Genomic DNA, 21,331 nt, shown 5'->3' with positions numbered 1-21,331 from the left:
AACTAAGCGTATTGGAGATACCAATTTTATTAAAAACATGGTCATTATGTTGCACTAAATAACCCACTCACTGTGTTAAAAAACATTTATATAAAACAACTATATGTCATGCTTTTCGACTTGCTATTGAGCTATTTTTTTAGCGCTATAATAGCTCACTAATTTAATGCAATTGGTATGATTAAATCTTAACAGAAGATACTTTTTTATAGCCTTCAGATTCAAGCTCATCATTTACGCATTTTAATACGTAGGCATTTAGCTCTTCATTGCTTACGTCATCATCTTTAGCCCAGTTAACACACATTTCTGTGTATTCTTTTACCATTTCGGCTGAAGCTGTTGGCGCATCGTCTGCTACCGCGTAAGTCGCAGATACTGCAAATAGTGGTGCTACGATTAATGCTAGCAATGCTTTTTTCATTCGTTTATTCCTAAAAAAATGGTGTGATGACTGATTTACCCAGTTTAAGGTTAGGTTTAAACCAGTAGTGCCCAATCCAGAACAACTCTGTTGGTATATTGATTTTTAAACGAAAACGAAATAAAAGATAACGAAATATTTTTATCGTGAGGATGAGTAATTCACTTGTCAGGATTTCGCAACATTGTGTTGTAGTGGTTTATAAGCTAAGGTCGCTTTTTTAATTAAAAGTCAAACCAATGTCATCACACACCCCTAATAAAAAACCACGCCAAGCTAATAAAGTAGAGCATGCATTAGAATCTTTTATTTTTAAAGGGCGTTGGTTACTAGCCCCATTTTTTGTGGGTCTACTATTTGCAGTTGTACTGTTGTTAATAAAGTTTTTTAAGCAGCTTTATTTAATGGGTATTGCGACATTTACAGCAACCAATCAAGAGTTACTTGTCGGTATTCTAACTTTAGTTGATACGGCATTATTAGCGGGGTTATTGCTGATCATTACATTTAGTGGTTACGAGAACTTTGTTTCTAAGCTTAATATTGATAATCACGAAGACAGACCATCTTGGATGGGCAAAGTTGGTTTTTCAGGTCTAAAGATGAAATTAATAAGTGCGATAGTGGCTATTTCTGCTGTTGAGTTATTAAAAGTTTTTATTAACTCAGGTGCATATCCAAGTGATGAGCTACTTTGGAAAGTGACTATTCATGTCACGTTTGTAATGTCAGGCGTTTTATTTGCTTTAACTGATTACTTAAACAGTAAAACCCAAAGTCATTAGAAAAATTAAATGCACAAAAAAGCCCAAGTAATTTACTTGGGCTTTTTATGTTTAGAGCTTAGCTGTAACATTGAGTGTAATTATTGATGTCATTAACACTCTGCATAAAAGCAAGCGAAAGGCTCAAGCGTTAGTCTGTCTTGGCTTAATTTTGCGCTGTGGTGGCTAAGCTCGTTATATTCTTTAACGATTGATGTCGGCATACCAATATTAGTTTGTTGAGAGCTTAGATTAAACAGGCAAAGCATTTTTTGCGTTCCAAGCGTTCTATAAAAAGCAAGCACAGGCTCAGGCGTTTCAATAAACTCAATATCACCCTCAAGTAAAACTGTTTGCTTTTTTCGCCACGCCATAAATTCACGGTAGGCGTTTAAAATTGAGTGACTATCATTTGTTTGCATCGCAACTGATTGCTGTTTGTGTGCATGATCAACGGGTAGCCAAGGTTTCACATCACTAAAACCAGCATGAGATGAATCAATTTGCTCCCAAGGCATTGGTGTTCTACAGCCATCACGCCCTTTAAAATTAGGCCAAAATGTAATGCCATATGGGTCTTGTAAGTCTTCAAAGGCAACAGATGCTTCGCCTAAACCAAGCTCTTCACCTTGGTACATACATACACTGCCACGAAGGGAAGCAAGTAGGGCGGTTAGCATTTTACATTGCTGAGGGTTTATTATGCCATTTTCACTCCAGCGACTCGCTACGCGCTCTACATCATGGTTGCTAAATGCCCAACACGGCCAACCCTCAGTCATACGTTGTTCAAGAGTTTGAACCGTGGTTCTAATATATTCACTTGAATAATCATTTGTTAAGAGCTCAAAGCTATATCCCATGTGCAGCTTATCGCCACCTTGGGTGTACTGCGCCATAGTCGCTAATGAATCCTCTGATGAGATTTCTCCAAGCGATACTGTACCTGGGTATTTATTAAGTAATGTGCGAATGTCTTGCATAAACTCAATATTTTCTGGCTGAGTGTTGTTGTAGTAATGATACTGAAATGCGTATGGGTTATCCTCACTAAAACCACGACCCTGGCGCTTATCTTTTGGTTTAGCTGGGTTATCGCGAAGTTGTGCATCGTGATAGCAAAAGTTAATAGCATCTAATCTAAAGCCATCTACGCCTTTTTTAAGCCAAAACTCTACGTTATCAAGTACAGCTTGTCTTACGTCAGGGTTATGAAAGTTTAAATCGGGTTGTTCGGTTAAAAAGTTATGCAAATAATATTGCCCACGGCGAGGTTCCCACTGCCATGCGCCACCACCAAAAATAGACAGCCAATTATTAGGTGCTGTGCCGTCATCTTTGGCTTCAGCCCAAACATACCAATCCGCTTTATCGTTATTTTGATTTTCGCGGCTATCTGTAAACCATTGGTGTTGATCTGATGTATGGCTTAGTACTTGGTCAATTATAATTTTAATATTGCGATCATGGGCTTGGCTAATAAGTTCATCAAAATCGTTTAAATCACCAAAAAGCGGGTCAATGTCACGGTAGTCACTAATATCGTAGCCAAAGTCTTTCATTGGCGATTTGAAAAAAGGTGAAATCCAAATTGCATCAACGCCTAAGCTTTTAATGTAATCAATACGATTAATAATCCCTTTTAAATCACCAATACCATCGTTGTTGCTATCTTGAAAGCTACGCGGATAAACTTGATAAATAACCGCACCTTTATACCACTGCTTTTGGGTCATGCTTTTCTCCGTCATTCCACACAGTATTTAGACTATTCTTTATTGTGATTACGATTAATCACGTTATTTGCAAAAAGCATACGTGAAGCCTTTAATCCTGTAAAAAGTCTGCATACGTATGCACTAAAAATAATGCAATAAATTTATTAAAAATAAGTGCTTAGAATAGCTTTAGTAGCGTTCATTTTGCGTATCTATTGTTTACCAATTACGTCAGTCATTGATTTATTAGTTAAATTGAATCTAACAGATTGTACTGTAAGGGAAATATATCCCAGGATCTATATGAATTGGTCTGACCAATTTAACGCTTGGTAAATGTGGAATAATTTAAACGTTATTTGACAGTGATAATTAATTTCACCTTGTTTACATTTAAGTAAAAGTGCCATTAAGTTTCAATAGAATTGATTTGACTATTGATGTTTGTCTTGTGTTTTTTATCTATCTTATTACCAATAAAATCAATTGGTTAAAAATACACGTGTGTAATATGTGTTAATGTTAGGCTACATTGAAATTGTTGAATACGTATGCATAAAGTTGTTAATAAAATAAATCTGGCGTTAATATTCATCCTGACAACAAAATTAGCTCGCCTTGTTTAACTATCACTTAAACATTGAACGCGGGTATCACAATATGGGTAACGGGAAAACATTATGTCTATGTTCAAACCAAGTATATTAACTTTGGCATTAACAGCTGCAGGCTTATCGAGCTTTGCTACACAGGCTGCTCAAGAAGATACAATAAAAAAAGATGATGTAGAAGTTATCGAAGTTAAAGGCTTTCGTGGCAGTGTGGTTGAGTCTATTAACACAAAACGCTTCTCTACACAGGTTGTAGAATCTATATCGGCTGAAGATATTGGTAAATTGCCAGATTCTTCAATTGCTGAATCGATTGCGCGTTTACCCGGTTTAACAGCTCAGCGCTTAGACGGCCGAGCAAGTCGTGTCTCTATTCGTGGTTTTGGCGAGAATGAAAGTGGCACAACGTTTAATGGTCGTGAACAAGTATCGATTGGTGATAACCGTGGTGTAGAATTTGACCTTTACCCATCAGAAATAATGAGCGGTGTAACTGTTTATAAAACGCCAAATGCAAGTATTGATGCTGAGGGTATTGCTGGTGTTATTAATATGCAAACAGTTCGTCCTTTAAGCAAAGGCGAACGTGTTGTACAAGTAAATGGACAGTATGAGCAAACCAGCTTTAGTAAATTAAACCCTGACGGCAACGACGACGGTTACCGAGGCACTATTTCATACATTGATCAATTTGCAGACGATACCATTGGTGTTGCATTTGCACTAAACACCATGAGTTCACCAAATCAAGAAAAACGTTGGAACTCATGGGGTTATCCAGAATTCACTGAAAATGGTAACGATTATTCAATTTTAGGTGGTGCTAAACCTTACGTACGTTCATCAACGCTTGAGCGTGATTCGGCAATGCTTGTTTTAGAAGCGGCGCCCACAGATAAATTAAATATGACGTTTGATGCGTTATATGTAGATTTTACAGATGAAAAAATTCTACGCGGTATTGAAGTTCCATTTGCATGGGGACAAGGTAGTATTGATGCAAATAGTGTTGTAGTTGATGAAGCATCTGGCTTTATAACAAGTGCAGTAACACAAGGTCAGCGTGTTGTAGTTCGTAACGATTATGAAGAACGCGAAGCCGAACTTACAGCCTTTGGTTTTAATACTAAATACGATATTGACGATTCATGGTCAGTTGAGTTTGATGCAAGTTACTCACAAGTAGAGCGCAAAATATGGAGTGTTGAAAGCTATTCAGGCACTGGTCGTGGTGATGCTCGCGGGGTAGCAGATAACTTGGGTTACACATTTAATGGTGGTAACACTGGAGCTACTTTTTCACATGATTTAGATTATAGCGATTATGGTTTAATACAATTAGGTGGCCCACTATCGTGGGGTGCAAGCTCTGCACTTAACGATAAATATGGTTTGACTGGCACTGAGTATGAAAACCAAGCGCAAGATGGTTTTATTAATGCACCGACCATTGAAGATGAATTATCAACATTAAAAATAGCGGCTTCAAAGGTATTAGAAAACGAGTACATAAGCTCTATTGAATTTGGTATGTCTTACAAAGAACGTGAGAAAACAAAAGATTCAGAAGGTTACTTTATGACGTTATCTAGCTTTTCGCTTGATAACCCAGGCATGCTTAGCGTGCCAGAACAGTACCGTAACGGAAGTGTTGACCTAGGCTTTATAGGCATGGGCGATATGATTGCTTATGACGTAAATGGCTTAGTTAACGATGGTTATTACGACTTACTTGCAGAGAGCTTAACAAATACAAGTCATGCGACGAAATCGTGGACTGTAAAAGAAGAAATTACTTCTGCATTTGTTCAAGCAAATATTAATGCTGAAGTAAGCGGTCTTGCATTAACGGGTAACGTGGGCGTGCGTTATGTACAAACTGATCAATCATCACAAGGTAATGCATTTAGTACTGTTGATGGTGTGGTTGTTACATCACCTACAAACATAAGTCATGATTACTCACACGTATTACCTAGCTTAAACCTGTCACTTGCGATTGATGAGCAACAAACGATACGTTTTGGTGCTGCTAAAACAATTTCTCGTGCACGCTTAGATGAAATGAATTCATCAGTTAATGCGTCATATAATCAAACGCCAGATGAAAATGGTAACTATTGGTCTGTATCGGGTGGTAATCCAAATTTAGAGCCTAAAGAAGCAACAGGCTACGATTTTACTTACGAGAATTACTTTAGTGATGAGGGTTACTTCTCTGCAGCGTTTTTCTATAAAGATTTAACTCAGTGGATTTTTGACGGTACTTACGCAATTGATATGTCGGGTGTTGCAGATCCATCTACCGGAGAATTACCAGCAACATCATCGGGTACTGGCAGTGGTAAAATAAATGGCGGCGGTGGCGATCTATATGGTTATGAGTTGTCACTGGCATTACCGTTTAAAATTTTCCATCCGTCTCTTGAAGGTTTTGGTTTAATTGCCAGCCATACTGGTATTGAGTCTGATATTGAGGACCAAAACGGTAACGAATACGAACTACCTGGTCTTTCAGATAAAATTCAAAGCTTAACGGTTTACTACGAAATGCATGGTATGCAGTTACGTACCAGTATGCGCAAACGCAGTGCCTTTAAAGGCGATGTATATGGTTTAGGCTTTGATACGGAACAAGTTGATATTTTAGGTGAAACTATTTGGGATGTTCAAGCGGGTTACGACTTTAGTGAAGCAGGTATAGAGAGCCTTGAAGGTTTATCAATTCAGTTCCAAGTACAAAACCTAACCGAAGAACCGTTTACGTCGCTTTCAGGCGACAATGCTTTACAAGTACGTGATTACCAAGATTACGGTCGCACTTACTTGTTAGGCTTTAGCTACAAGCTATAATAAAAGCTGTGTGTAGAAGCCCTTGTAATTTGTGTTACAGGGGCTTTTTTATAGCTAGTTTACCTAACTTTTTAACCGTACTTAAATTTAATAAAACGTGGATAATAATATGAAACCAATAAAACACGTGGTAATTGCAGGCGGTGGTACCGCAGGGTGGATAACAGCAGCACTGCTTAATAAAGTGTTAGGTAAAGTAATTAATATCACACTAATAGAATCATCAGCTATTGGTACGGTAGGAGTGGGTGAAGCAACGATACCGCCCATTATTCAACTTAATAACGCGCTGGGTATAAACGAGCAAGATTTTATTAATGCCACTAATGCTTCAATAAAATTAGGTATAGAGTTCGAAAACTGGAAAACGCCAGGGCATAGCTACATGCATGCGTTTGGCTCGTTCGGTAAAGATTTTCCCTTCTGCGATTTTTATAACTTTTGGCTAAAAGGTCAAATTACGGGTTGCGAAGACGACTTATGGGATTTTTCACTCAATTACCAAGCGGCTAAACAGCATAAGTTTGCACCCCTCAATACAATTCCTAATACCCAACTACCTGGGCTGAGTTACGCATATCATTTTGATGCGACGCTTTACGCTGAATACTTAAAAAAGTTGGCTATATCGCGCGGTGTTAAACACATAGATGCAAAAATAAGCCACGTTGAACAATGCGATACAGGCAATGTTAAAAGCCTAGCACTGGATAACGACAGTCAAATTAGTGGGGATTTATTTATAGATTGCACCGGGCTGCGTGCACTATTAATTGAACAAACACTAAATACAGGTTTTATTGATTGGTCTCATTACTTACCATGCGATAGTGCAGTAGCCGTACAAACAAAAAGTACTCATGAGCTTAAGCCCTATACGCGATCTATTGCACATAGTGCTGGTTGGCAATGGCAAATACCACTGCAAAATCGTATTGGTAATGGCCTTGTTTATTGCAGTAGATACTTGTCAGATGATGATGCTAAGCAGTTACTGCTAAAAAGCTTACCCGCTGAGCCAATTACAGAGCCCCGTATTATAAAATTCAAAACAGGTCGGCGTTTAAAGCAATGGCATAAAAATGTGGTGTCGGTTGGCCTCTCAAGTGGTTTTTTAGAGCCGCTAGAGTCAACCAGTATTCATTTAATTCAAACTGCGGTTACGCGTTTAATTAAGCTATTTCCACACAACGGTATTAGCGATGCGTTAGTAACGGAGTTTAATAAACAAAGCGTTATTGAATTAGAGCACATACGTGATTTTATTATTTTGCATTATAAACTCACCGAGCGAGAAGACTCCCCGTTTTGGCGTCAATGCATGCAAATGGATATACCAAATTCCCTTACCCATAAACTGAATTTATTTAAACACACAGGCAAAGTAATACGTGAAGATGATGAACTATTCGCCGAAGTTGCTTGGCAGCAAGTCATGATAGGGCAAGGGCTTATCCCTGATGACTATAACAGTATTGTTGATTCACTAAGTGATGATCAACTGAGCGATTTATTCTCTACTTTAAAAACGTTGATCAGCTCAACTGTAACGCAGTTACCAACTCACCAGAATTTTTTAGCCAGCATTAAAAAGGTATAACAATGCGATTTTTAAACACACTTTTACTCGTAAGCGCTTGTAGCTTACCAAGCTTTAGTTATGCACTTAATGTAGAGCCTGCCAATTGGTGGGTCGGCATGAATAAAAATAACATTACAGTACTCGTGCATGAGCAAAATATAGCTAACGAAGAATTTAAATTAGATAAGTATAAAGGGGTTGAACTTAATAACGTAACACGTACCGACAACCCTAATTATGCTTTCCTTCATTTAAATATTAGCGATAACGCCAAAGCAGGAACGGTCAAGTTTAACAGCACTAATACAGCGCATAGCTTTGAGTTTCCTTTATTTACCCGAGATAAAAATAGCGCGCAACGCCAAGGTTTCACAAGTGCAGATGCTTTATATTTAATTAACCCAGATCGCTTTGTAAATGGCGACTCCACAAATGACACCGTTAAAAGCATGCTAGAAGCTGCAAACCCAGGTTTTAAAGGCGGGCGACATGGAGGGGATATTCAAGGTGTGATTAACGCATTACCGTATTTAAATAATCTAGGCGTGACACAGCTTTGGCTAACACCTGTGCTTGAAAACAACATGCCTGATTACTCTTATCATGGTTACGCGATTACAGACTTTTACAACGTTGATCCACGTATGGGTTCAAACCAGTTGTATAAAACGTTGTCAACAAAGGCTAAAGAGCAGGGCATTGGGCTTGTTATGGACATGGTGCTTAATCACTTTGGCTCTGAGCACCTGTGGATGAAGGATAAACCAACTCAAGATTGGATTAACTTTAATGGGCAGTTTGAAAATGGCAAAAATGCCACAAGCCATGCGCGCCAAACAATTCAAGATCCACACGCAAGTAACTACGATAAACGCCAATTTAGCGATGGTTGGTTTGTCGCTAGCATGCCCGATTTAAATCAGCGCCAACCATTATTAAATGAGTATTTGATTCAAAATGCAATTTGGTGGATTGAATACGCAGATTTAAGCGGTATTCGTGTAGATACTTATTCTTATTCAGATAAAGCGTTTTTAAGTGATTGGACCAAGGCCATTATGGATGAATACCCACACTTTAATATTGTTGGCGAAGAGTGGACTTCAAACCCTGCAATAGCGTCGTATTGGCAGCGCGGTAAAGTTAATCAAGATGGGTATGTGTCAAGCTTACTCAGTGTGATGGACTTTTCGTTGCAAGAGGCGGTAATTCGAGCTTTAAATGAAGGTGAAAGTTGGAGCACAGGCTGGGTTAAAGTATATCAGTCATTAGCTAACGATTTTTTATACCCAGACACCAATAACATTATGGTGTTTGCTGATAACCACGATATGAGCCGTGTATATACGGAGCTTGGGCAAGACTTAGCTAAAACTAAAATGGCGATGACTTTGTTTTTAACAACGCGCGGCATTGCTCAAATATATTATGGAACCGAAATATTATTGGATAACACGCCGAGTAAAGATCATGGTGATATACGTATTGATTTTCCAGGTGGGTTTAAAAATCAAAACGCCAATGCGTTTACTGGAATAGGTTTAAGTAAAGAGCAGCGCGATATGCACAAGACTATAAGCACGCTTCTTAACTTTAGAAAGCAAAGCCCGGCACTTACAAAGGGTAAGCTCGTTCATTTTAGTCCGAACAATGGTGTGTATAGTTATGCTCGTGTTAGTGATACGCAAACAGTATTAGTTTTTATGAATAAAAACAAAGTAACACAAAAGCATAATCTTGATTACATGCAAGAAGTTATACCAAAAAATGCCAATGCGCAGGTATTATTCAAACAACACACTTTTAAACTAACTAACAGTATTAACTTAAAGCCAATGGCTGCTACGGTATTAGTGATTAATACGCCGTGAATGTTTAAGTGAATACGTATGCAGCAACTGTATGCTTGCTGCAGATATCTTTAGTATAAAGCTATAACACTACTGACAAAAAGACACACAATGAAAAAATCAGTTTATGTACCTGCATTACTATGTAGCGCACTTATAACAAGTGCGTGCTCAGACAATAATGAAACCGAACAACAGCAAGCGCCTAAACAGGCGCAAAATGAGTTAACAAAGCCTGTTGTATACCAAGTATTTACACGCTTATTTGGCAACACACAGACCGCGAATGTGCCTTGGGGTACGAAAGAGCAAAATGGCGTAGGTAAATTTTCCGACTTTAACGATGCTGCACTTAAAGGTATTAAAGAATTGGGGACGACCCATATTTGGTATACCGGTGTTTTACATCATGCGCTAGTGGGCGATTATACCGAGTATGGAATTACGCAAGATGACCCTGATGTAGTTAAAGGCCGTGCAGGTTCACCTTATGCAATAAAAGATTACTACGACGTAAACCCAGATTTAGCCATAAATGTGACCAATAGAATGGGTGAGTTTAGTGACCTGATTGAACGCACTCATAAGCATGGCATGAAAGTGGTTATAGATATTGTACCTAACCATGTGGCTCGTAATTATAAATCAGTAGCAAAACCCAAGGGAATAAATGACTTTGGTGAACAAGACGACACCAGCAAAGAGTACGATAAAAATAATAACTTTTATTATGTACCAGGTCAGTCTTTTCAGGTTCCAACATCACAAAGCTATCTAGTTTTAGGGGGGAGTACTCACCCTTTAGCTGACGGTTTTTTTGATGAAACCCCAGCAAAATGGACGGGTAATGGTGCGCGTGCACCAAAGCCAGATATTAACGATTGGTACGAAACCGTAAGAGTGAATTATGGCGTTAAGCCTGATGGCAGCTATGACTTTCCTGCATTACCTAAAGAACTAGAAAACCAAGATTATCGCGCTCATTATGCGTTTTGGCAAAATAAAGAGCTTCCTAATAGTTGGTATAAATTTAGAGACATCACTTTGTACTGGCTTGATAAAGGCGTAGATGGCTTTAGGTACGATATGGCCGAAATGGTGCCGGTTGAATTTTGGAGCTTTTTAAATTCATCAATAAAAATGCAAAAGCCCGATGCGTTTTTATTGGCTGAAGTTTACAACCCACAAATGTACAGAGCGTATATTCAGCAAGGAAAAATGGATTACTTGTATGACAAAGTCGGCTTTTACGACACATTAAAAGCCATTATGCAGGGTAAGCAAGCTGCTAATACTATTTTTGCAGCCCAAAGCCAAGTGGCTGATATTGAAGCGCATATGCTGCACTTTTTAGAAAATCACGACGAACAACGCATTGCGAGCCCTGATTTTGCAGGTGATGCACGCTGGGGGAAACCAGCAATGGTCGTTTCTAGCTTAATTAGTCGCGCACCCACTTTATTATATTTTGCCCAAGATGTGGGGGAGAACGGATCTGAAAACGCAGGTTTTGGAACACCTACTCGCACCAGCATTTTTGATTATATTGGTGTACCAGCGCATCAAGCATGGATGAATAAAGGCAAATTCGACGGCGCTAACTTAACGAGCGAACAAGCATCACTTCGTGATTATTATAAAGCAATAATGGCTCTTAATAGTTTACCCGCTGTTGTAGGTGGAACCATGACAGCGCTTTCGGTTAGTGGTAGCGAGCGCGTTGTTGGTTTTGTACGCACGCTGGGACAGCAATCTATTTATGTTTTTAGTAATTTTAGTGAGGAGCCACAAACGGTATTAATTAATTTAACACCAGAGCAAGTAAAGACCTTTGAGCTAAATAAACCGCTACACGACTTACTTGAACAAAATACGGTAAAGATCATCACTGACAAAGAAGTTACAAAGCTTATGCTTTCGCTAGATGCATTTAGTAGCGCAGTTTTAACTAATAAGGCTAATCATGAATAATCAAAATAATAATTATGACAGCAACAAACCAAATCTAAGTTTTTGGCAAATATGGAATATGTGCTTTGGCTTTTTAGGCATTCAATTTGGTTTTGCACTACAAAACGGCAATGTGAGCCGTATTTTTCAAACCCTAGGCGCTCAAGTTGATGATATTCCTATTTTATGGGTTGCAGCACCGCTAACAGGTTTGATAGTGCAACCAATAATTGGTTATTGGAGTGATAAAACATGGGGACGTTTTGGTCGTCGACGTCCATTCTTTTTCATAGGGGCGGTACTTACTACTATCTCACTCTTTATCATGCCGCATTCACCAACCCTTTGGATTGCTGCAGGTATGTTGTGGATTATGGATGCATCAATCAACGTCACTATGGAACCTTTTAGAGCGCTTGTAGGCGATAACCTGCCAGAAAAACAACGTGCTACGGGCTATGGCTTACAAAGCTTTTTTATTGGTATTGGTGCGGTATTAGCCTCAGCACTACCATGGATGATGACCAATTGGTTTGACGTAAGTAATACCGCTGCGCCAGGACAAATCCCTGAATCTGTTAAATATTCATTTTATTGGGGTGGGGTTGTATTGCTAGTTGCAGTTCTCTGGACAGTTATGCGAACCAAAGAATATAGCCCTGAGCAATTAGCTGCTTTTGAAAACCACACTGCCAAACCGACTAACATCGCATTAGTAGATATCAACTTCAATAAAGGTGCCATTATTTTTGTGGTGTTAGGTTTAGCAACACTTGCTTTAGTAATGGGTTTATCGCTTGAAAAAGAGTTATACCTACTTGCTGGTGGCTTACTAGCGTTTGGTATTGTGCAGTGGATAGCAAGCGCATTAAAGGCTGCTAACAAAATACAAGGCGGTTTTTACCAAGTAGTACAAGATGTATTTACCATGCCAGAGGCAATGAAGCAGCTTGCTTGGGTGCAGTTTTTTAGCTGGTTTACGTTATTTGCTATGTGGATATACACCACAGCCGCAGTAACAAGCTTTCATTACGGTAGCAGTGATGCAACAAGTAAAGCCTTTAACGATGGGGCTGATTGGGTCGGCATTTTATTTGCAGCTTACAATGGCTTTGCGGCTATTGCTGCTATGTGTATTCCGTTTTTAGTTAAAAAAATGGGATTAAAAGGCGCGCATTGCTTTAACTTATTACTAGGCGCATTGGGCCTTGCGAGCTTTATGTTTATAACAGATCCAAAAATGCTCCTTATTCCAATGATAGGCGTTGGCTTTGCATGGGCTTCTATTTTATCGCTTCCTTATGCAATGTTAAGTAATGCACTACCGAGTAACAAAATGGGCGTGTATATGGGTATTTTTAACTTCTTTATTGTTATACCGCAATTGCTTGCCGCTAGTATTTTAGGGCTTATTTTACGACACGTATTTTCTAATCAGCCTATTTACGCATTATTAATTGGTGCTGCATCATTCGTTGTTGCTGCAATTGCTGTAATGCGCGTTAAAAATTCAAACTAAGGGTCACACAATGAAAAAATATAACCTTATTACCACCGCTCTTTTAACTTTGGGTTTAACAGCCTGTGGTGCACAAAATAAGAATAACGAAAATATTGACGCTACAGTTTCAGCCGCTCCTGGCGCACCAGGTGCTGAACCATTTTGGGCTTACGCGGGTAAAACCGGAATTGGTACTTCTTTTGAGCAATACCAAAACGGCCAATATAATAACAACGCTGCGACAGGTGAAGTATCAAAAGTATGGTTTTCAATTGCTAAAGGTATGATCACCGAAACTATGTTTGGACTCATTCACCAAGCACAAATCAAAGATATGCAGTTTGTAGTAACCGGTAAAGACTTTACAGTCACTGAAGCTGACGACTTAGACGTTACAATTGATTACTTACATAAAGACGATAAAGGTAGACCACTATCGCTTGCTTACAAAGTAACAAGCACAGATAAGCAAGGGCGTTTTACCCTCGAAAAACACATATTCACCGATCCAGGCGGACAAACATTGTTTGTACGCAGTATTTTTAATACATCACTTAAAGGCGTGAGAGCGTATGTTGCTGTTAACCCTTATATAAACAACAACGGCTTAGGTGATTTTGCAAAAACCACTGAGCAAGGCTTAGTTGCCTGGGAAGACGATAACTTTTTAACGTTGCAATCATCTACGCCATTCAAAATGCAAAGTGTAGGCTTTACAGGTGTGAGCGATGGCATCACCTCACTTAAAAAACAACACACACTAAGCAAACAATATTCAAACACTGGCGATAAGGCAGGTAACGTCACTCTGCTGGCAGAGCTTGGTAATATCGATAGTAATACCACATTTGATTTAGCACTAAGCTTTGGTAAAACCCAGCAGCAAAGCCATCAACAAGGTGCGCAGAGCTTATCTAAAGGTTATCAAAATGTGCTTGATGCCTACAACGGTAAAGGTGAAGCGCTAGGCTGGGAAGATTATTTACAAAGCCTTGAGCCATTAAACGCCATGGTTAATCAAACAGCCGATGACGGTAAGCTACTTTATACCAGTGCAATGGTGCTAAAAGCGCAAGAGGACAAAACCAATGCGGGTGCGCTCATTGCCTCACTTTCTAATCCTTGGGGTGAAACTGTTTCAGCCAAAGAGGGTTCTACAGGTTACAAAGCGGTATGGGTTCGTGACTTTTATCAAGTAGCTATGGCGTTTATGGCCTTAGGCGATACAGCCACTGCAAAAACGGCCTTCGAATACCTTGAAAAAGTACAAGTTACTAGCAAAACTCCCGGTAACAATGGCGACACTGGCTGGTTTTTACAAAAAACACATGTTGACGGTGAACTTGAATGGGTAGGGGTACAGCTAGATCAAACGGCTATGCCAATTATGCTCGCGTGGAAGTTACATCAAGCAAACGTACTAAGTGATAACGAACTTAAAGATTGGTACGCACGCATGCTAAAACCGGCAGCTGACTTTTTAGTTAATGGCGGAAGAGCTAAAATTTTATGGAACGACATGCAAATCACTCCACCTGCAACACAGCAAGAGCGCTGGGAAGAGCAAAGTGGTTATTCTCCCTCAACAACGGCTGCCGTTGTTGCTGGCCTTATAACAGCCAGTGACATAGCAACACTCAGTGGTGATACTCAAAATGCTAATCGTTATTTAGCAACGGCTAAAAAGTACAACAGTAATATAGAATCGCAAATGTTTACCACCCAAGGTAATTTAAAAGGTGATAGCACCGATGGCGAGTATTTTATTCGTATAGGTCAAGACACCGACGCTAACTCTAATACTAAAATTAACGCCAACAATGGCCGTGAAGGTTTTAACAAAAAGCAGATTTTAGACGGTGGTTTTTTAGAATTAGTCCGCTACGGAGTGAGAAGTGCCAACGATTCAAGTATAGTTAAAACCTTACCTGAATATGACGACGAAACGCTTGAAGATAACTTACAAGTTAAATACAGCTTTAACTTTACCGATGGTAGCGGCACATTTGCAGGCTATCGCCGTTATGGTAACGACGGTTACGGCGAAGATGAAACCACAGGCACTAATTACGCCGAAAGCGGGAGCAACACGCCAGGCCAACGTGGTCGTGTATGGCCATTTTTTACAGGTGAGCGCGGGCATTATGAAATAGCAGCTGCAAATGCAAATAATGCGCTTGATGATAAAAAACAAAGCGAGATCAAAAACAGCTATGTTAAAGGATTAGAGCAGTTTGCCAATAGCGGCATGATGCTACCGGAGCAAGTATGGGATGGCGTAGGCGTAAATAAAGCAGGTTATGAGTTAGGCGAGGGTACAAACTCAGCAACACCTCTAGCTTGGACACACGCAGAATATATCAAGCTTGTACGCTCACTCAGTGATAAACAAGTTTGGGATTATTATCCGGTGGTTGCCGAGTCTCTAAAAAAATAATATATAATACCAATTCGCTTAATTAAGTGATCTATTTTGAGGCAGGAAAAACGTGTTGATAGCTAGGCAAAAAATTCGCTATTTAGTTGTTCTAAATAAGAATTTTTTAACGCAGTTAGCGATACGTTTAGCCCCGCAAAATGATTAAGTATTATTGCGGATTGGTATAAAATGCTGTAGTGATTAAAAAAGGCTTCTAAATAAATTTAGAAGCCTTTTTATTATGTAGTAACTCGGTATTAAAACTAAAGAATTCTCTTCACAAAAATGAATGTCACCCTTTAATTATATTATTTGAGCCCACATTTATTATCAAACCACGATAATAACTCAGTATAAAACTCTTTTTTATGATCGTAAAAAAGCGTATCAGAAAAGTGATCGGCATCTTCTAGCTCAATATATTTAAAGTCTTTTTTGTACTTTTCAAGCTCAGATACGAAGTCTCTACTGTGTTTTACTGGAACACGACTATCTATATCACCATGTACAATCAGTATCGGAATATTTACTTTATTTACTTGCTCTACAGGAGAGACACCAGAAATAGTAGGGCGTTGTAAAATACTTAAAAAGCGATTTTCGTTAAGAGTTGCATTGATACGACTCAAATCACTTACACCCGCACCGGCAACAACACATTTATATATGTTGTTTTCACGCATAGATGCAGCAAATGCAGCATAACCGCCATAACTCCAACCAAATAAAGCAAGCTTATCTTTTATTGCTAAGCCTTTATCGATCAAATACTGCGCGGCATCGTCTAAATCATCTTGTTTTTTCAAGCCCCAGTTATTATCACCTGCTATCCAATGCTCTAAACCGTAACCAGTAGAACCACGATAGTTTGGTTGAATAACAACGTAACCATGATAGGCGAGTAACTGCGCCCAATCATCAAAAACAATAGAGTCGCGCACCCAAGGACCACCGTGAGGGAGTACTATTGCGGGGTAAGGACCTTTAGTCGCAGGAATTGTTACATACGCTTTTATTTTGCGTCCATCTCTTGCTTTATAAGAGATATATTTAACGGATCCTAGTTTACTTTTATCAATAAACGGAAGTCGATCACCAATTTTGGTTAACTTCTGTTTATTAGTAACAATGTAATAGCTGCCTGGGTTATCGTCAGCAGATACTCTCACTACTAATACATTATCGTTATCAGAACTACTAATGATTTGCACAAACTTATCTTTAAATAAAGAAGCAACAGATTCGTTAAGTGCTTGAAGGTTAGGATCTGTGAAATAAAACTTAGGTTGCTTGGTGGTATAGCGAAAGCCTTGTAAAGTACCGTCTGTATCAAGTATAACACCGTCGGTATCTACCGATTTAAGGCCAAATTGGCGTTCAGAATACTGACCTGTTTTAATATTGTAAATATAGATGCCAGTCGTATTTTCGCCCAAGTTGGCGTTAACATAAACTTCGTTAGGATTACTTTTTGCGAACCCTAATATCTCAAAGTTTTCACGCTTTTTAGGGCTAACTTGCTTAATTACTTTCCAATCATCATTGCCTTTATCTCGGGCATAATAATCGATTGCGTTATCAGACTTATTCCAACCTTGGGCTATTCTTATTTCACCATCGTAGTCAGAAACAAATGAGCCTGATACTTTTTCATTTCCGCGCATTACAGTAACGCTTCGTCCAGTATTAATATTAAAGCGCACTACATCTGGAATGTAGTTATTATTAATATCAACCTCTACTAATACTTCATCTTTTTTGTCAGGAAGTATATTTATTATATTAAATTGAATATTTCGTTTTTTCTTAAATGGCAATAACCAGTCGCCTTTACCATCTGCATCAGTTATTGCAAACTTATTAACCCAATACTTGCGACTACCATCTTCTAGTATTTGTCTAAACATAACGCCAATTTTTTCATCGTTTAACCATACGATGGAAGATATCAGCATTTTATCAGCGCCCAACCTTACGGGGTCTGCTTCTAGGTTATTTGGATCTCTTATCTCAATTATATAGTCACCATTTTTGGTAGTGGCTCTTAAAATAGCAAGCTTCTTACCATCAGGTGATGCTACAACACTACGGATAGCCGATGACATTGAAAAAGCATCGATACTGCTCATTTGTGTCGCATCTTCAGTTTCGCTATTAGCGAAAGAAGATAGGCTTAGTAAGGTAAATCCTACTAACATTCTTTTTTTAAGTTTCATTTTTATTCCCTCAAAAAAAATGGCCTAAAATTTTAGGCCATCTGGATTGAATATATACTCAGCCAATTCTAATTAAAAAGAAGCTGTAAAACTGATGTATGGGCTACGTCCTGAGGTATCATAACCAACACCTAGAGGGATGTTAGTATTTGAGAAAGAACCATTTGGATCTACTTTTGGTGGAGCTTCATTAAATACGTTACGTACACCAAAGTTCACTTTATAAGCATCGTTAGACCAAGTCATACCAATGTTATGCACAAAGTAGTCATCAGTGAAACCTACAGGGCGACATTTAAGTGGAGCACCATTTGCGTCAGTTAAACCACGACAACCTGCAGTACCTTCTTCGAATTCACCTAAATCATCTTCATCTTCACGACCTTTACCGATGAAACGTGTTTCCCAGTTAAATCTAAAATCAGAATATTTAAGTTGTAAGCGTGCTGTACCGCGCCATTCTGGTGAATCTGGCTCACCCATATTGTCATCAATAGTACCAAGTACATCAAAAACTTGCTCTGTCATGCGCGTAGCTTGAAGGTCTAGTGTAATACCTAAGTTTTCTTCTGCAATTACCGTATCTGTTTCAAAGTAGATATTGTAATCAAAACCTTTAGATGAGATTAAACCAATATTGATAAAGCTAGCATCAACTAAATCAATTTGACCATTTTCGTCACGCCCTATACGGCTACAGAAAGCATCATTACCATCAGCAGAATAACACTGACCAATACTGTAACCAGCGCTTGGCTCTGCAATACTATTTGTTACTTCAATATCAAAACGAGTTAATGACATTGTTAAATCAAATGCATCAGTGAACGGTTGTTCAAAGATAAAACCGTATGTTTTAGCCACTGATGTTTCAGCACTAAGCTCAGTTGTACCGCCAGTTTCAATCTCAGCGCTATAAGTTCCAGTATATGAATCAGTCCCACCTTGACCTAAACCAAGAGTAGTTGGATCAATACCTGATGCTTGACAAGCGTTTAGTACCGCTGTATCACGTGTTTCTTCAGCCGCATTATATGTAGCTGCTGAACCTGGGTTCAATGGGTCTATATTACGAGCATCTTCCGGAACAACACATGGATCGGCAACTGTATTAAAACCAGACGTACCGTTTAAGAAACGTTCACGTAAGTTTGGCGCTCTATAAGAAGTACCTTTTGTAGCACGAAGAGTAAACCAATCAACAGGACGGTAGATAGTTTTAAGACTATAAGTTGATTCAGCATCGTAGAAAGATTCTTCAGAAACACGGCCAGAAGCTGTAAATGTAAGTTCTTCAGCACCTTTAACTCCTTTAAGTAAAGGGAAGTCAACTTCTGTGAATATTTCTTTTAGATTACGAGAACCATCAGCGCCTTGGTCAGCAAAGTAACCCCATAGTAGGCCTTGAGATGCAGCAGCATTTGGATTTGATTCAATTTCATCACGACGATATTCAACCCCAACGATACCTGCAACAGTTTCGTTATTCCATGGTAGTGCAAAGAAGTCACCACCCATGAATGCATTAAAAACAAACTGGTTTACTTTAGTTTCGATGTCGCGATCAATAAATAAATAGGCCGCTTCTTCAGGTGAAAGCGTACCGCCGCCTTCTTGGTAAATACTGTCTGCAAATAAATTAACAGGAACACATCCATCAGAACCGGTACCACAGGTAACAGTCCCATCATCATTAAGAACAGCGGTTTCTAATGAGTTAATTAAGCGCTCTTCATCAATACCAACACGGTGGTCAGTACCTTTAGATGCGCTGTACGATACAGACGCGTCGTAGTACCAATTGTCTAAACCAATGTTTTCAAACATACCGAGGTTACCAGTAACACCAGTAACTAAACGATATTGTGAAACTTCAACCTCAGTTTGATCACGGTCACCACGAATGTTGATGATTGGCTGAACGGCTTCAGGTCCACCAGGGCCTACACCTAACACGCCAAAACAGTCAATACCGTTTGTACCACAAGGGTTATACGGATTTGATGCCGCTACTTGTTGGAATATTTGTGCACCAGGGCTAAAAATTGGTGATTTACGACTCGCATATAAACCTTCATAGTAGAAAGTTGTGTCGTTATCATCTTGGAAGTTGTATTCACCATTAAGCATTAGTGAGATACGTTCATTTTTACTTCTGTAATCACCGCTTTTGTAGTAATCCGATTGTTGGAAAGCGTATAGAGGGTCTTGGAAGTCAACGTCACGGAAACCATCGCCGTTACCATCAACAAATACACCATCATTAATACCATCGCCATCGAAATCGCCAGCTACCCATGAAGGTAAAAATCCTTCAAGACTTGATGGTACAGTTGATTCGCTGAAGTTTGGAATACCAGTGTTTGTAAAGTTAGGAGTGTAATAAACACTACCAAAGAAAGAAGGTACGCTAATGCGGTTTGTTAGAGGGAAAATGTCACATGAATCTTCACCGCTTGCTACAGGACCATAGCCACTGTTTCGCGTTACGATACTGCCATCTTCAGCTTCCCAAATACGCTCTTCACACCCTTTAACAAAAGGGTTGCCAGATAAAGATTGAGATTTTTGTTCTGAATATTCAACACCTACAGTGATAAAACCATTATCCATGGTTTTGCCCCACATACCCGAAAGTACAGTTTCTTCACCGCCTTCACCTTTAGGTTGACGATAAGATGCATCAAAAATAAAACCTTCAACATCTTTTTTCAATATTACGTTAGCTACACCAGCTACCGCATCAGAACCATAAACGGTTGATGCGCCATCAAATAAATTCTCTACACGCTCAATCATCACGCCAGGTATTAAATTCAAATCAGGGGATGTTGGTGCACCACCAACGCCAGCAGGAGCCATTCTTCGACCATTAATAAGTACAAGAGTTCGCTCAGCACCTAAACCACGAAATCCGATTGTTGCAGCGCCCGGGCCGTTATCTAGTACAAAACCACCAAATGTATTATCTATTTGAGCACCAGCCGCTTGGCTGGTCGATTGAAGCATTGAGCCTGCATCAAATAAACCCATTTCACGAGATAAGTCGCCATTGATAATTTGAATTGGTGATGCATTTGAGAATTCAGCTTTTCTTATACGTGAGCCTGTTACAACTATTCGTTCAGGTGCTTCTTCTTCTAATTCCACGTCTGAATTCAAATCATTTTCTTGAGCCAGCGCGTTAGGCGCTAAGGCTACAGAGCCTAGCAATAAGGAGTATCTTATTGCATTTGATAGAGCTTTAGTTTTAAACATATGTAGATCCCTGAGGTATTATTGTTATTTAAGCTATAAAGTTAGAAGGTAAGATCATAGCGGCACAATAAATTTACATTAAGGAAACAAAATAGTAAATATGGTTAACAGGGCTCTATGGTTGTGGGAGGGCTAGCTGGGTGGTTTTTTGACCAAAAAGTGTGGTTTATGAACTTTTCATTTTT

Annotated in this window: 11 protein-coding genes; 7 read left to right on the top strand and 4 right to left on the bottom strand. The window is 39.1% G+C overall.

The features are described from left to right. Window positions 1-181: 181 nt before the first annotated feature. On the bottom strand, window positions 182-424 hold the full coding sequence (locus I6E80_RS05520) for a hypothetical protein (protein WP_007582596.1): 243 nt from the start codon (window positions 422-424) through the stop codon (window positions 182-184). A 239-nt stretch (window positions 425-663) separates the two neighbouring features. Between I6E80_RS05520 and I6E80_RS05515 the strand changes: the two genes are divergently transcribed. Beyond that, the gene (locus I6E80_RS05515; RefSeq protein ID WP_007582598.1) at window positions 664-1,209 is read left to right on the top strand and encodes a TIGR00645 family protein; all 546 of its coding nucleotides are present in this window, start codon (window positions 664-666) and stop codon (window positions 1,207-1,209) included. A 92-nt stretch (window positions 1,210-1,301) separates the two neighbouring features. On the opposite strand, the gene I6E80_RS05510 is transcribed toward I6E80_RS05515, so the two are convergent. Next, a complete protein-coding gene (locus tag I6E80_RS05510; protein WP_197185024.1) occupies window positions 1,302-2,924 on the bottom strand; it encodes an alpha-glucosidase family protein in 1,623 nt (540 codons plus the stop codon). Window positions 2,925-3,586: 662 nt separating this feature from the next. On the opposite strand from I6E80_RS05510, the gene I6E80_RS05505 reads away from it, so the two are divergent. The 6 genes from I6E80_RS05505 (at window position 3,587) to I6E80_RS05480 (ending at window position 15,690) form a co-directional block, all read left to right on the top strand. Further along, on the top strand, window positions 3,587-6,370 hold the full coding sequence (locus I6E80_RS05505) for a TonB-dependent receptor (RefSeq protein ID WP_170071017.1): 2,784 nt from the start codon (window positions 3,587-3,589) through the stop codon (window positions 6,368-6,370). A 109-nt stretch (window positions 6,371-6,479) separates the two neighbouring features. After that, the gene (locus tag I6E80_RS05500; protein ID WP_197185023.1) at window positions 6,480-7,970 is read left to right on the top strand and encodes a tryptophan halogenase family protein; all 1,491 of its coding nucleotides are present in this window, start codon (window positions 6,480-6,482) and stop codon (window positions 7,968-7,970) included. 2 nt (window positions 7,971-7,972) lie between these two features. Beyond that, window positions 7,973-9,823, top strand: coding sequence for a glycoside hydrolase family 13 protein (locus tag I6E80_RS05495; RefSeq protein WP_197185022.1), 1,851 nt, complete (start codon window positions 7,973-7,975; stop codon window positions 9,821-9,823). Between the two features lie 90 nt (window positions 9,824-9,913). After that, window positions 9,914-11,773: an alpha-amylase family glycosyl hydrolase gene (locus tag I6E80_RS05490; protein WP_197185021.1), complete on the top strand. Its 1,860-nt coding sequence runs from the start codon at window positions 9,914-9,916 to the stop codon at window positions 11,771-11,773. After that, window positions 11,766-13,271, top strand: a complete 1,506-nt coding sequence (locus I6E80_RS05485; RefSeq protein WP_197185020.1) for an MFS transporter — start codon at window positions 11,766-11,768, stop codon at window positions 13,269-13,271. The genes I6E80_RS05490 and I6E80_RS05485 overlap by 8 nt, the downstream gene beginning before the upstream one ends. Before the next feature lie 10 nt (window positions 13,272-13,281). Then, entirely contained in the window at window positions 13,282-15,690 is a 2,409-nt protein-coding gene (locus I6E80_RS05480) for a glucan 1,4-alpha-glucosidase (protein ID WP_197185019.1), read from the top strand. A gap of 290 nt (window positions 15,691-15,980) precedes the next feature. On the opposite strand, the gene I6E80_RS05475 is transcribed toward I6E80_RS05480, so the two are convergent. Both I6E80_RS05475 and I6E80_RS05470 read right to left on the bottom strand, forming a co-directional pair. Then, window positions 15,981-17,888 carry a S9 family peptidase gene (locus tag I6E80_RS05475; protein WP_197185018.1) on the bottom strand — a complete coding sequence of 636 codons (1,908 nt, stop codon included), beginning with the start codon at window positions 17,886-17,888 and terminating at the stop codon, window positions 15,981-15,983. Between the two features lie 72 nt (window positions 17,889-17,960). Continuing rightward, the gene (locus tag I6E80_RS05470; protein ID WP_197185017.1) at window positions 17,961-21,146 is read right to left on the bottom strand and encodes a TonB-dependent receptor; all 3,186 of its coding nucleotides are present in this window, start codon (window positions 21,144-21,146) and stop codon (window positions 17,961-17,963) included. Window positions 21,147-21,331 lie beyond the last annotated feature (185 nt).

Source organism: Pseudoalteromonas sp. NSLLW218, from assembly GCF_015864775.1.
In the GTDB taxonomy this organism is placed as follows: Bacteria; Pseudomonadota; Gammaproteobacteria; order Enterobacterales; family Alteromonadaceae; genus Pseudoalteromonas.
This window is presented reverse-complemented; position numbering and strand designations above follow the sequence as displayed.